The organism is Clostridioides sp. GD02377 (assembly GCF_045899875.1).
In the GTDB taxonomy this organism is placed as follows: domain Bacteria; phylum Bacillota; class Clostridia; order Peptostreptococcales; family Peptostreptococcaceae; genus Clostridioides; species Clostridioides difficile_A.
On record NZ_JBJODA010000011.1, the window covers coordinates 119,445 to 134,303 of the forward strand.

Here is a 14,859-nt window from a genome sequence, read left to right on the forward strand (position 1 = left end):
TTGTATATTTCTAAATCCCTAGTTATTTTTCATTATATATATTTATATATTTTAAGATTTTCTCAGTACTTATATTTCGCTTACATTTTTTACACAAATTGTATGTGTTTTCATATACTTTATCAGTGTCATCAATTAATGCTCCACAGATTTCACACTTTGAATATTTTTGTTCTTCTTTTTTAGCACACATATACTCAGTCTCACTTTTTGATAACTCTCTGTGGGTTTGCATAAATATTCATTCGTCTTCCTCTCACAAACCCAATAAGAGTTATATTTAATTTTTTAGAAAGCTCTATTGATAAATTAGTTGGTGCTGATTTTGATACTACAATAGGAATTTGGGTCATAGCCGCTTTCAATATCATCTCTAATGATATTCTTCCACTTACTGCTATAATTTTATCTTTCAAGGATATCTCATTTAAGACACAAAATCCAATTGCCTTGTCCATTGCATTATGTCTAGCCACATCTTCACAGGTTACTATATTTTCATCGTAATTAAATATGGACACACTGTGCACCCCACCCGTGTTTTTAAATAAGTATGACGAATTTAAATTTCTATCCATTATGCTATAAACTGTATCATAATTTATTTTTATATCACTCTCTACAGGAGTACATTTTATATAGTCTAGTGAATTCAAAAATATAATTTGTTCATCTTCGCTTTCCTGTTTATTTTGAATATTTACTTTTGCAAAACGTTCCTTCTCATTTATCTCCAAGCTCAATAAACTTCTTTTGTTTTCTATATATCCCTTTGTTTTCAAAAAACCAACTACAAGTTCTTCTAAATTATATGGCGTACATAAAAATGTATTTACATATTTATCATTCAAAATAAAACTAAGCGGATATTCTGCAATTATTTCTTCATTGTCTGTTGATAGTTCATATTCATTTACTTTGTTTATTTCTACATTAAAAGAATTTAAATATTTATAATCCACTAGACTATAACTGTTTTCAAAAACTTCATCTTTGCTATTTTCTTGTAATTTAGTTTTTGAGTATATATTATTCATAAAATATTAGCCTTTCCGCTTTTTATAAATCTTTATTACAATTAACTACTAAATATTTGTAGCAGTCATTTTATCTTTAAGATTTTGATACTCTTCTTTCACACATTTTTCTGCTAATTCTTGGTCTTCAAGTTTCTCCAGTTTAACAGCGCAATATTTATATTCTGGTGTTTTAGATATAGGGTCCAAGTTTGCTATTGTAAGTTCATTACAAGCTCCAATCCACCACTGATAAGTCATATATGTTGCACCTTCCTTAACTCTATCAGTAACTGTTGCTCTTGTTATTACACTTCCTCTTCTTGAACTGATTCTAACTAGTTCATCATCTTCAATCCCTAGTCTCTCTGCATCATTACAATTTATTTGAACACGACCTGGTTCATCTTCTAATGAACTAAGAGTTCTACAGTTACCAGTCATAGTTCTTACTGAATAATGCCCAACTTCTCTTACAGTACATAAACTAAATGGATACTCATCATCTTCAACTTCCATAGGAGGTCTCCACTCAGCAGCAAATAAATTACCTTTTCCATTAGGAGTAGAAAACTTCTGACCTTCATATAAATACATAGTTCCTTTATCTTCTACACTTTCACTCTTACAAGGCCACTGAACACTCCCTTGAGCTTCTATTTTTTCATAAGTGGCACCTAAGAAGCTTGGACATAATTGTCTAAGTTCATCCCATATTTCTTTAGTGTTTTTATAGTTCATAGGGTATCCCATTGCTGTAGAAATTTCGCTTATAATTTGCCAATCTGGTTTTACATCTCCTTGTGGCTCTATAGCCTTTCTCATCAACTGGAATCCTCTATCTGCACATGTATATACTCCTTCATGTTCTCCCCAAGAAGTAGCTGGAAGTATAACATCAGCATGAAGCGCTGTCTTATTCATAAATATATCTTGAACAACTACAAACTCCAACTCATCTAGAGCTTCTCTAACTTCTGATGCATCTGGGTCACTTTGTACTGGGTCTTCTCCAAATATATAATAAGCCTTAAGCTTTTTCTCTTTTAGTACTAAATTTGGAACTTGAGTTAAACTATAACCATTATTAGGAGATAACTTTACTCCCCAAGCGTTTTCAAACTTTTCTCTTATCTTATCATCAGTTACATTTTGATACCCTGGATATACATTAGGAAGAGCTCCCATATCGCAAGCCCCTTGAACATTATTTTGTCCACGTACAGGTCCTATTCCAACGCTTTCTCTACCAAAGTTACCTGTAAGTAAAGCAATTGATGCAAGTCCTTTAACTACATCAACAGCTTGTCCAAATTGACAGACACCCATTCCATAAAGTATCATAGCTTTCTTACCTTTTGCATATTCCCTCATAGCTTTTCTTATAAGCTCTTCTGGAATTCCTGTAATCTTTTCAGCATATTTAGCTGTATATGGTTTAACAATTTCTTTATATTCATCAAAACCTTGTGTATGATTTTGAACAAAATCTTTATTATAAAGACCTTCTTCTATCAAGACATTTCCAAAAGCATTTACTAAAACCATGTTTGTTCCACCTTTTATAGGTAGATGTATATCCGCAATTCTTGCAGATTCAGTTAGTCTAGGGTCAGTAACAATTAGTTTAGCTCCATTTTTTTTAGCTTTTATTATTCTATTTGCTACTATTGGATGTGAATCTGCTCCATTATATCCAAATATAAATAAGACATCTGCATTTTCTATCTCTGGTATAGAATTTGACATTGCACCACTACCTAATGAGTAAGCCAGACCGGCTACAGATGGTGCATGTCAGACACGAGCGCAATGGTCAACATTATTAGTTCCTACTGCAGCTCTCATAAATTTTTGCATTATATAGTTTGCTTCATTACCAGGTCCTCTTGCGGAACCTGTTCCCATAATAGAATCAGGGCCATATTTTTCTTTAATTTCATTTAATCTTGAAGCTGTGTAACTTATAGCTTCATCCCATTCAACCTCTTCTAATACACCTTGTTTTCTTATCATTGGCTTTTTTAGCCTAGGTGTTAAAATTTTAGGGTCATTTAGAAAATCCCATCCATAACGACCTTTTAAGCACAAACTTTCTTGATTTGTTCTACCATTAGCTGGCTCAGCTCTTAATATCTTATTGTCTTTTACCACTAGATATAGTTGGCATCCAGCTCCACAGTATGGACAAACTGTTAAAATTTTTTTCTCCATACATTTCCCCCCTTAGATTTATCCCCCTGATAAGTAAAATTTACCTTAAAGATAATGAAATATTTTTATAATATGCAAAATTACAAATATTTTGCAATACTATCTATTAAATTCAACAATTTTCTCACAATTCCTTTTATATTTTAAAAAAAAAATATGTCATAATAATCTTTATATTTCAACTATCTAATTAAAATATTCTAGCTCTTATGACATATTTTTTAATATACGCTTATTTAAATCTATTTAATTTTCACTTAAAACTACATTTCTTCCAATCCTATTTTTCATTCTGTAATGAGTGATTACAGTAAATATTCCACTTCCAATAAGAATCAAGTAGTACATAAACCCACCATATAAAAATACTGCATATCCCATCAAAGATTGAGGGAATACTGATTTGAATATAGTGAAAAATGCCAATTCATTAGCTCCTACATTCCCAGGTGTTGGTATTGGTGATATCGCCATATATAAAAATGCTTGTAGTGTTAATATATAGACGTAACTGTAACCTTGTAAATTAAATGCTTTGTATATCCAAAATGAAACACTAAAGTAAGCACTTAATTGAATAAAAGTTACTATTATAGTTGAAATCAATACTTTTTTATTCTTGGCAAAAAAACTTATCGCTTTACTATAATCATCTATAAAACTTTCTATAGAGTCAATCTTATTATCTAAAAATTTTAAAAATTTAATCTTTGATATATGTTTGATAGAAACTCTCATAAAATATTTTATTTTTTCAGGATTTAAAATAACTAATATTATCATAATTAGGACAAATGAGTTAATAGCTATCCCTAAAAAAACTAAAGGCATAATCATTTTCATCTGTTTTTCTAACATAGAAAAATTCATTAGCACAAGTATTGTACAATAAAAAGTAACTACTATTTGAAAAATAATAGACTTATTGGTAATAACTGCACTTGCCTTACTAAGTGGCATTTTACATTTTTTAAGTACATATATCTGCACTGGTTGACTTCCTGAAGCAAAAGGAGTTATTAAATTATAATAGAATCCCATAATGGCCAACTTAAAACCAATAAATCTAATATTAACTTTGTGAGTACTTTCTATAATTATCTTCATTACTACTCCTTCAAGCATTATATGAGACATTATTGCCAAAGCACCTATGAATAAAAATTTCTTATCTACCATAACTATAACATTTGATAACATTTTAATGTCTAATGTTTTAAACACTAGATAAATCGTTATACCTATTAGTAAAAATAAAAATGTATACTGTAGTAAACTCTTTCTAATATTCTTTAGTTTATCCATTAGAGATAACCATCCTTTTCTCAAGATTTAATACCAAATACCTTATTATTAGTATACACTACGAATATTAATATTTTATAACAAAATACCTTACAATTTTGTCATTCACAAAAAATATTAATCTATAAATTAAATTTTAATATATAGATTAATATTTTACAAACATTTTGTAGATATATATAATATTTTCACTAAATTACACTTCTATTTATTACACCCATTTATATCCTATACCCCATACAGTTTCTATAGTATAAACATCACATTGTTTTAATTTGCTTCGTATATTTTTTATATGTTCTGTAATAGCACTTATATCACTTTCTCCATCAAAGCCATATACTGACTCATATATTCTTTCTTTTGAAAATACTTGCCCCTTATTTTTAGCTAAAAATTCACATATTAAATACTCACTCTTAGTAAAATTAATTTTTTTGCCATCAACTGAGACTTCTTTACCTAAAAAGTTAAATTGAACATTTGATATAGTTAATAAATTTTTTTTCTCTCTATTTTCTCTTCTTAGATGAGCAGTTATTCTAGCCCTTAACTCTCCTACACCAAATGGTTTTGTTATATAATCGTCTGCTCCTATACCAAGACCATACATAATATCACTTTCCATATTTTTAGCTGTCAAAAACAGTATTGGACAATCAACCTTATTCCTTATAGCTTTACATACTTCAAAACCATCAATCTTAGGCATCATTACATCTAATATTATTAGATTAAAAGAGTTAAAATTTATATCCATAGCATTCTCTACATCACTAATTACCTTCACTTCATGACCATCTCTTTTTAATACATTTTCAATCAGCTTTAACATATCTAGCTCATCATCTATTACTAATATCTTAGACATACTAACTCCTCCATTTATATGTTTAATAACATTTTAATCCGTACTTTTAATAAATCTCTTTGCAAATTTACATCTACTATTATACTCCCATATTATAGCTTACAATAACTACTTAATATTTTACAAATAAAATATTTTAGATACAAAAACTTTACATTTCAAGTACTTTGTATTTATTTTATATGTATTTACTTAAATAGCAAAATTTATTTAATAACTTATTATTGTAATATTTTAAATATGTAATAAAATCAATAATAAGAGAACTTCTTCTAAACACATCTTTAATTATTTAAATTGGAGGAAAAAATTATGGATGAAAAGTTAACAAAAAGTAATTATAATGTTCCATTTAACTATGCTCGAGAAAAATTTAAAGAATTAGACCCTCATACAATTAGCAATTTAAGTAATATATCTTTCAACAGTAATTTGAACAGATTCACACTAAATTTTTTTGGTAAACGATATATCATAGATTATCCAAGTGGAGAAGTTTGGAATGATAATGGTAGTATCTGTAAAAACTTTGAACTTAAAATTTTGATAGTTAGATACTTAATTAATGCTAAGGGTATTCCTAGAACTAATAAATATGTAACTTTTAAAGAAATACCTGGTGGCAATGTTTACTATCCAAACTTTTTAAACAGAACTCTAGCTAGGCTTTCAGAAGTTTTTACATCTCAAATAGAAAAATATAAGTTGGTTATGGAAAATATGGGAGCTGAGAAAGTAGACATGGGTGATTTAGCCTACAAGTTTACATATATAGGTAATACTTCTATGATATTTATACTTTGGTTTGGAGATGATGAGTTTCCTCCAAATTCAAATATATTATTTGATTCTAATATAATCTATTATTTTAATGCAGAAGATTTGGCAGTTGTTCCTGATACAGCTATAGATGCTATCCTGAATAAAATAAAGCAAACATAAATATCAATAATATAATAATAAAATTTTTTATAGATTTATGCTAAATATAATATGAAATGGAGTCAAAAAAGACAACTCAAACACATTGGCTATAGCACACTACTATGAGATATTAAAAAATTTAGAGAGATAATAGTTATATAAAAAATAGTGGCTATTCATTTTTAATAGCCACTATTTTTTAAACTGATTTAGTTATAGAAAATATATTAAGTTAGTTATTATAGCTAATTTGAAGACTTCTGCTTCTCCTCACCTATCTCTAACATAATTTCATAATTTAATTTACTTTTCTTTAAATCAACTCCAGATATACTTTTAATAATCCCACAGTCTAACATTTCATCAAATTTCTTTCTGGATAGACCTAGTTTTTCACGTAATAATGTTGATACCTTTAGTTGAGACGGATACTTACTTACAACTCTAATTTGTGTAAATTCATTAATATTAATCTCTTGACCTACTATTTTATATTCTGGAATACCAACTTCTGCTCCATTTCTATGTAAAAGTTCTACATTCATAGCATATTGCTTAACAAGATTATTATCATTTGTATGGAATTGTTCTAGTATTTCTGGATTCAAGCTTTTTGGATTAACACGAGAATATATAGTTGAGTTCCATGTTGAATCACAATTTGAACACTTATATATTAACCATATATCTAAATATTTATGTTGAGCATTAACTCTAAATAAATCTGAACAAATATATTCAGTCTTTTTTCCACATTTTTTACAATACCTAATTACAGGTAGCTGGGAAGTATATTCTACTTCCCAAATTATTTCTTGCATAAACAAAATTTCCTTTCTATTAATATTACTAATCTAATAGAAAGTTATGAAAAGGTGGAATATAATCAAGTATTTTTCTCAAAACAAGACCTCCTAATTTTAATAAATTTTAATTTCGCTTATACAAAAGACTATTACTTCTTATTAAGTACTTTACAACTAACTTTGTTACCTAATTGTATAAGTTATTGAAATTAATTAAATTATAACATCCACCTAAAAGAAACTATACCTCAAACACTTTTACCAAAAGAAAATGAGTCAGTATAATTATAAAATTACACTGACTCACTCTTAACTATCTTTTCTTTTTCTCTTGTAATACAATTCTTTGAATGCTTTTCAAAGATAGATAATATTTTTCTGATAAATATTTCAAATCATATCCAACTTGATAATCTTCGTAAATTTGCATATTTCTAATTGATAACTCCTCACGAGTAGATGTATTACTTCCCCATTCTTTTTTATTATTATATTTTCTAGGAATATATATATATTCTCCATCTACATATTCTTGTATCAATTTGAGTAATTCCTCTGGTAATATATGTATTGCTTTTTTATAGCTCATTTTTGCTCTCCTATTAAATATTAATTTTTTATTAGGAATAGCAAAGGGCTATTTATATATTAAATTTTATATTTGCAATAGCCCTTGCTATGCAAAAATAAAGATTAAATCAAACATAAATTCTCACCCCTCCTTACATGTCACAACGATACATACAAGTCTATCAATAGCATAAATGGTTGTCAATCATTACAAATTCTTTATTTATATTTTATATTTTTTCTATCTTTACGACTCATTACACATATAATCAGAATCTTTAATCGATATTAAATCTTTATCTTGATGGACTTATTACTGAACAAGGAACTCCAACTATACATTTTCCACAAATGTCACATCCACCTATATAAGAATACTTAGCTTCATTTAACATGCACATCTCATAACACTGATTTCTATCAAACCCATCTTCTTTTAAGGCTCCTTTTACACATTTACTTACACACTTTTTGCAACTTTTATTTTTTTTATATAAACAGTATTCTTGTTCTGGTCTTTTAGTTGGTTCTAACTCTAAACTTGTCATTATACTTCCTATCCTTCCACAACACCCTTTTTCTGTAATAAGCATATTATTTAATCCAAAGGTTCCCAGACCTGCTATGAATGCGATATGTCTTTGTGACCAATCACTAACTAATTTGTTGTTATCAAAATTATATGACCCAGGAATAGCATATGAACTAAATCCTATCTTTTCTAGCTCTTCACATAAAAAATTATTCAAATCTGAAATTAATCTATTAGTTTCTATATATGCTTTTGCCCAAATTTCTGAACATTCAAATCCCTCAATGTTACTATCATTTACACTTTCATCAAAAGGTATAAAATATGTAATTATAGTTTTACCATCTTTCAGAAAGTCTTTTGGCATTGCATGAGATGTTCCTACAACACTTTTTAATTTCTGAAACATATCATCTTCAGCAGATGCATAAGCAAATAAAAGTTCTTGCCATTTTGTAGTTATATTATTTGATTTACAATAATCTTTTACAAAGTTATTCATTAATATTTCAATTTTATTTTTCATAATATCCCCCCTAGACAATTTTATCTTTCAAGTTTAATGTTATTATTTTATATTATATAATAGTACTTTCCATTATGCTTATCAATTAATATTAAGAAAGCTTCTAATATCCATAAGATACTAGAAGCCTTTTTTTAATTGTCTAATCTAATTTATTGAAATTCCTGCACTTGCATATCCTGCTACAGTATTAACTAATGAAAGTCCTGAAGCTGTTGCAGTAAATACTAGTAAGAATCGTGTTTCTGCTGTTACTGCTATATTTAATCCAGTTGTAATTCCACTAGAAATTGAACCAATTGATAATATACCTGTAAGAGGAGGAGCCAGTGTAACTGTTGCTCCTGGCACAGCTGTAAATGAGTTATTTGGTGCAGTTGATTGGTAAAGTGTTGCTGTAATTGTAACTGTTGAACCAACAATTGAAAGTGCTGCTGTTGTACTAAAGAAAGCTGAAATAGATGTTATTGTTCCAGCTCTTGGCATTGAGAATGCAAAGTTAGTCAATGTTCCTGCTGCATTTGTAAGGTCTATTACTCCACCAACTATACTTAAACCTGGAGCTGAACTACCAAAACCAACAAATCCTGGTGTACCTACTAATCCGCCAGCTATAGTTGTAAGTGATAGTGGTATACCTGATGTAAAAGGTATTATTGCACTAGCTCCTGCTATTCCTGTATTTCCTGTTACTCCTGTATTTCCTGTTGGACCTGTTGCTCCTGTTGCTCCATTTACTCCTGTTGCCCCTGTTGCTCCTGTTGGACCTACTAATCCATCTGCTCCTGTATTTCCTGTTGCTCCTGTTGGACCTGTTGCTCCATCTGCTCCTGTATTTCCTGTTGCCCCTGTTGGACCTGTTGCTCCTGTTGCTCCATTTACTCCTGTTGCCCCTGTTGCTCCTGTTGGACCTACTAATCCATCTGCTCCTGTGTTTCCTGTTGCTCCTGTTGGACCTGTTGCTCCATCTGCTCCTGTGTTTCCTGTTGCTCCTGTTGCTCCTGTTGGGCCTGCTACTCCATCTGCTCCTGTATTTCCTGTTGCTCCTGTTGGACCTACTAATCCATCTGCCCCTGTTGGACCTGTCGCCCCTGTTGCCCCTGTTGCTCCTGTTATTCCTACTCCTGTTGCTCCTGTATTTCCTGTTGGACCTGTTATCCCTATTCCTGTTGCTCCTGTTGCTCCTGTTGGACCTACTAATCCATCTGCTCCTGTGTTTCCTGTTGCTCCTGTTGGACCTGTTGCTCCATCTGCTCCTGTGTTTCCTGTTGCTCCTGTTGCTCCTGCTACTCCATCTGCTCCTGTATTTCCTGTTGCTCCTGTTGGACCTACTAATCCATCTGCCCCTGTTGGACCTGTCGCCCCTGTTGCCCCTGTTGCTCCTGTTATTCCTACTCCTGTTGCTCCTGTATTTCCTGTTGGACCTGTTATCCCTATTCCTGTTGCTCCTGTTGCTCCTGTTGGACCTACTAATCCATCTGCTCCTGTATTTCCTGTTGCTCCTGTTGGGCCTGTTGGACCTGTTGCTCCATCTGCTCCTGTATTTCCTGTTGCTCCTGTTGGACCAATTAGACCTGCTGCTCCTGTATTTCCTGTTGGGCCTGTTGGACCTGTTGCTCCTGTATCTCCTGTTACCCCTGTTGGACCAATTAGACCTGTTGCTCCTGTTACTCCTACTCCTGTTGGGCCTGTTGGACCTGTTGGACCTGTTATTCCTATTCCTGTTACTCCTGTCGCCCCTGTTACTCCAGTTGCTCCATCTGCTCCTGTTGCCCCTGTCGCTCCTGTTGGGCCTGTTACTCCGTCTACTCCTGTTGCCCCTGTTGCTCCTGTTGGACCTGTTATTCCTATTCCTGTTGCTCCTGTCGCTCCTGTTGGACCTGTTATTCCAGGTGCTCCTGTTGCTCCTGTTGGACCAATTAGACCTGTTGCTCCTGTTACTCCTATTCCTGTTGCCCCTGTTGGACCTGTTGGACCTGTTATTCCAAATCCTGTTGCTCCTGTTGCTCCTGTTGGACCTGTTACTCCATCTGCTCCTGTATCTCCTGTTGCTCCTGTTGGACCTGTTATCCCTGTTGCCCCAGGTGTTCCTGTTGCTCCTGTTGGACCTGTTGGACCTGCTAATCCGTTTGCTCCTGTTGGACCTGTTGGACCTGTTGGACCTGTTGTTCCAGGTGTTCCTGTTGCTCCTGTTGCTCCAGCTGCACCTGTCCCTCCAGCTGCACCTGTCCCTCCAGCTGCTCCATTTGCTCCTGTTGTTCCTGTTGGACCTGTTGGACCTGTTATTCCTATTCCTGTCGCTCCTGTTGCTCCTGTTGGACCTGTTATTCCATTTGCTCCTGTTACTCCTGTTGGACCTGTTGGGCCTGTTACTCCATCTGCTCCTGTATTTCCTGTTGCTCCTGTTACTCCTGTTGGACCTGTTACTCCAAATCCTGTTGCTCCTGTTGGACCTCTTAATCCTGTTGCTCCTGTATTCCCTGTTACTCCTGTATTTCCTGTTGGGCCTGTTGGACCTGTTGGACCTGTTGCTCCTACTCCTGGACCTCTTGGACCTGTCGGACCTGTTGGACCTGTCGCTCCAGTTCTACCCCTTGGACCCATCGGACCGGTTGGCCCTACACATGATGGCGGACATCCATGGTGACAATCACAACTATTAAAATTATCATGACCACCATTGCAATCATCATAGCTATTATTGTCGCAATCATTGTCATCAAATGGGCCAAAATATTTATTTCTACTCATTATTAAAAGCACCTCCTAATATATTTGAGCTTTTAAGCTCTTTATATAATATGTCAAAATTAGTATTATTGTGACTTATCAATTATTTTTTAAGTTTACTAAAATAGGTTTCATTATGCAAAATAGCGCTATCATTAGGTTTGATTTCTTTTGCTTTTTCATGATAATAAATAGCTTTATCTGCTTCTCCTAATCTGTCATAACAAACACTCAATTGTATATATGGTATATATCCATAACAATCATTTGATTTAAATCCTCCATTAATATCATCTTTATCTCTTGTTAATGCTACCTTATACCAAAAAGCAGACTCTTTATATTTTTGTCTATCAAACATATGCTTTCCTACATCACAGCAAACTTCTGCTCTTGGCTCATCAAATTCAAAACTTCTAAATAAAGAATATAAGGCATTTTTTTCATCATTAATTAAGTAATAACATGTGGCTAAATCTCTGCAAGCACTGATACAATCCTCAATCCAACCTCTAGATGAGTCTAAGAACTTAGTAAAACCTGCTATTGCTTCCTCATACCTCGCATTATAATAAAGTTCTCTTGAGTAATAAAATTGATGTCTTGGCTCTAATACTCTACCTTCTGAAATCATTTTTTCAAATATTCTAAGATTTCTTAGAGGGTCCTGTCTGTGTAGTTTTTTATGAGATATTGCAATGTCAGAATAAAATAGTTTTCCAACAAGAGGTATTACTTCGTGAATAGGGTCAACCCATCTGTAATTAGAACTTCTCTTAAATAATCGTTCTCTATAATATGATAAAGTTGGTTTGCCATTTTCATCAAAAGAAACATTGTATTTTGCCATTACAATATCAATAGAAGTATCTAAGCTTTCCTTAATTTTTAATAAATTTTTTCTATCATCTTCTAAAATTATGTCATCTGCATCAAGCCACATTATATAGTCTTTAGAAGCTTTAGAAAATGAAAAATTTCTTGCAGCAGAGAAATCATCTATCCATTCAAAATCGAATACTTTGTCTGTATATTTTGAGACTATTTCTTTTGTGGAATCTGTAGAACCAGTATCTACAACTATAATTTCATCTACGATATCTTTTACACACTCTAAACATCTTCCTATAACTTCTTCTTCATTCTTAACAATCATGCACAAACTTATTGTAATCATAATGTACAACTCCTTTGTCTTCTATATATTACAGACATAAGTAATATATGGTATTTATCATCAATTTGTTATTGAAATTTCATAAACTTTTAACGACAAAAAAATAGTATATAACTTTATTTATCCAGCATATCTATAGTTCATTTTTATTTAATTCAGAATTCTAATACTTTGATTTGTTTGATATATATTTTTGAGCTATCATAAATATAAGAAATCGTTAAATTTATTTATTCATTTATAATAAAAAATCAAACTAATTTTTATGGGAGGCAAATTATGAAAAAATACTTTGAGGTATTAAAATCTAATGGAGCTGATATCGCTATTTCAATAGACCCTAAAACTATTCTTACAGCAGCATGGACGATTTACAAGTGTCAATTTGGTTGTAACACATTTGGTCATAGCCATTGTTGTCCACCTAATGTTCCAACCTATCAGCAAACACAAGCAATAATAGATTGTTATGACAAGGCTATTCTATTTAGATGTCATGAAATGAGTATTGTTACTCCTTTAGCTGTCAAACTTGCAAGAGAAATGTTTTTAGATGGATATTATAAAGTAATTGCTTTTGGAAGTGGACCTTGTACAATGTGTGCTAAGTGTAACCCTACTACTTGTAATTTTCCTAACAAAACAGCTCCATCAATGGAAGCTTGTGGCATTGATGTATTTGCTACAGTAAGGTCAAATGGGCTAGAAATAAATACCTTAAGAGAAAAAGGAGAAATTCAAAACCATTTTGGTCTATTGTTGGTTGATTAAAAAATATGGTTATAATTCCAAGAAACTTTTCTTTTTGAAATAAAAAATAACCAAGTTTATCTAAACATGGTTATTTTTCATTATCTATATATTGTAGATTGGATTCTGAAATAAATTTTCTACTCTTCTTTATTCATTATATAATCAATTAGCCCATATTCTTTAGCCTCTAGTGCAGTCATAAAATTATCTCTGTCTGTATCTATTCTAATATCTTCTATTGATTTTCCTGTATTTTTAGAAAGAATTCCATCCAATTTTTCTTTTGTTTTCAACATATGATCTACTGCTATTTTTACATCGGTTGCTTGACCTTTAGCTCCACCCATTGGCTGATGAATCATAATCTCTGCATTGGGTAAAGCACATCTTTTTCCATTTGTCCCTCCTGCAAGTAAAAAAGCACTCATACTTGCAGCCATACCAATACAAATAGTTGATACATCACATTTTACATAATGCATCGTATCATATATAGCGAATCCTGCTGTAACAGAGCCTCCAGGACTATTTATATATATAATTATATCTGAATCTGGGTCCTCTGATTCTAAAAACAGTAATTGAGCTACTACTAGACTTGCAATATCATCATTAATTTCTTCTCCTATAAATATAATTCTATCTTTTAATAATCTCGAATATATATCATAAGACCTTTCCCCTTGACCAGTTTGTTCAATTACATGTGGTACTAAACTCATGCTACTTTCACCTCACAATTAATGTTAAAGTTAAGATAAGAATTGATTTCATCTCTTCTTTGTTTATAGTTAATACTTGTATAAGACATACATTTTGCATTTTGGATTTGATGATTTAGATTTAAAACAAATCTCTGTTGTATAGGATAAAACTCATCTTTATTTCTATATACTTGTGGAGACTCTTTGTATAAGTTTCTAAATGCCAGTGTAAATGATTGATGTGTAGAATATCCTACTGTAATAGCTATGTCTATAATATATTTATCTGTAAATATAAGTTGTCTAGCTGCTTCAGTAAGTCTCCTTCTTTGTATGTATTGATGAATAGTACATCCTACAATATTTGTAAACATTCTGTGTAAATGATATTTTGAATAATTAGCAATATCAGCTATTTTATCTAAATTTAGATTTTCTGTAAGATTTTCTTCTATATAATCAATGATTTCCATAATCACATCTGTATTTGTTTTCAACTCCATCATCTCCTTTTAAGTATTATAACCTATGCAAAAACTTTTTTCTTAATATAAATTGCTATCTTAACTTAGTGTACAATTGCAAAATATCAATAGCACAATATCAAATATTTTAAACAAATAAATTCGTGAAGTATATCTTTTATTAAAACTAAATATACTCCACTAAAGTTAATTTCATGAAAATATTACTTATTTAGAACTTTACTTATAGTGACTATTTTATGACAT

Annotated in this window: 14 protein-coding genes; 2 read left to right on the plus strand and 12 right to left on the minus strand. The window is 31.5% G+C overall.

The window, feature by feature from the left end:
• Positions 1–22 precede the first annotated feature (22 nt).
• The 5 genes from Q3304_RS11575 to cprR form a co-directional block, all read right to left on the minus strand.
• Positions 23–235: a hypothetical protein gene (locus Q3304_RS11575; RefSeq protein ID WP_167640292.1), complete on the minus strand. Its 213-nt coding sequence runs from the start codon at positions 233–235 to the stop codon at positions 23–25.
• Positions 204–1,037: a formate dehydrogenase accessory sulfurtransferase FdhD gene (gene fdhD, locus Q3304_RS11580; RefSeq protein WP_054277670.1), complete on the minus strand. Its 834-nt coding sequence runs from the start codon at positions 1,035–1,037 to the stop codon at positions 204–206. The genes Q3304_RS11575 and fdhD overlap by 32 nt, the downstream gene beginning before the upstream one ends.
• Positions 1,038–1,085: 48 nt before the next feature.
• On the minus strand, positions 1,086–3,230 hold the full coding sequence (gene fdhF, locus Q3304_RS11585) for a formate dehydrogenase subunit alpha (protein ID WP_407814670.1): 2,145 nt from the start codon (positions 3,228–3,230) through the stop codon (positions 1,086–1,088).
• Between the two features lie 246 nt (positions 3,231–3,476).
• Positions 3,477–4,535 (minus strand): lysylphosphatidylglycerol synthase transmembrane domain-containing protein, encoded by a 1,059-nt coding sequence (locus Q3304_RS11590; RefSeq protein WP_054277672.1) that lies wholly within the window; start codon positions 4,533–4,535, stop codon positions 3,477–3,479.
• A 211-nt stretch (positions 4,536–4,746) separates the two neighbouring features.
• Positions 4,747–5,406, minus strand: coding sequence for a two-component system response regulator CprR (gene cprR, locus Q3304_RS11595; protein WP_407814671.1), 660 nt, complete (start codon positions 5,404–5,406; stop codon positions 4,747–4,749).
• 312 nt (positions 5,407–5,718) lie between these two features.
• Between cprR and Q3304_RS11600 the strand changes: the two genes are divergently transcribed.
• Positions 5,719–6,348 (plus strand): DUF3786 domain-containing protein, encoded by a 630-nt coding sequence (locus Q3304_RS11600; protein WP_407814672.1) that lies wholly within the window; start codon positions 5,719–5,721, stop codon positions 6,346–6,348.
• A gap of 227 nt (positions 6,349–6,575) precedes the next feature.
• Here the strand turns inward: Q3304_RS11600 and Q3304_RS11605 are convergent, their stop codons facing one another.
• The 5 genes from Q3304_RS11605 to Q3304_RS11625 all read right to left on the minus strand — a co-directional run bounded on the left by Q3304_RS11605 (position 6,576) and on the right by Q3304_RS11625 (position 12,671).
• A complete protein-coding gene (locus Q3304_RS11605; protein ID WP_054271761.1) occupies positions 6,576–7,151 on the minus strand; it encodes a DUF1062 domain-containing protein in 576 nt (191 codons plus the stop codon).
• 298 nt (positions 7,152–7,449) lie between these two features.
• A complete protein-coding gene (locus tag Q3304_RS11610) occupies positions 7,450–7,725 on the minus strand; it encodes a CD3324 family protein (RefSeq protein WP_054277675.1) in 276 nt (91 codons plus the stop codon).
• A gap of 277 nt (positions 7,726–8,002) precedes the next feature.
• Positions 8,003–8,764, minus strand: a complete 762-nt coding sequence (locus tag Q3304_RS11615) for an epoxyqueuosine reductase (RefSeq protein ID WP_407814673.1) — start codon at positions 8,762–8,764, stop codon at positions 8,003–8,005.
• Positions 8,765–8,911: 147 nt separating this feature from the next.
• A complete protein-coding gene (locus Q3304_RS11620) occupies positions 8,912–11,515 on the minus strand; it encodes an exosporium glycoprotein BclB-related protein (protein WP_407815431.1) in 2,604 nt (867 codons plus the stop codon).
• 82 nt (positions 11,516–11,597) lie between these two features.
• The gene (locus Q3304_RS11625) at positions 11,598–12,671 is read right to left on the minus strand and encodes a glycosyltransferase (RefSeq protein ID WP_407814435.1); all 1,074 of its coding nucleotides are present in this window, start codon (positions 12,669–12,671) and stop codon (positions 11,598–11,600) included.
• A gap of 279 nt (positions 12,672–12,950) precedes the next feature.
• Here Q3304_RS11625 and Q3304_RS11630 point away from each other — a divergent pair, with 279 nt between their 5' ends.
• On the plus strand, positions 12,951–13,442 hold the full coding sequence (locus tag Q3304_RS11630) for a DUF2284 domain-containing protein (RefSeq protein WP_167640306.1): 492 nt from the start codon (positions 12,951–12,953) through the stop codon (positions 13,440–13,442).
• Between the two features lie 119 nt (positions 13,443–13,561).
• On the opposite strand, the gene clpP is transcribed toward Q3304_RS11630, so the two are convergent.
• On the minus strand, positions 13,562–14,146 hold the full coding sequence (clpP, locus tag Q3304_RS11635) for an ATP-dependent Clp endopeptidase proteolytic subunit ClpP (RefSeq protein WP_054271767.1): 585 nt from the start codon (positions 14,144–14,146) through the stop codon (positions 13,562–13,564).
• Positions 14,143–14,625: a helix-turn-helix transcriptional regulator gene (locus tag Q3304_RS11640; protein WP_054271768.1), complete on the minus strand. Its 483-nt coding sequence runs from the start codon at positions 14,623–14,625 to the stop codon at positions 14,143–14,145. Before Q3304_RS11640 ends, clpP begins: the two co-directional genes overlap by 4 nt.
• Positions 14,626–14,859 lie beyond the last annotated feature (234 nt).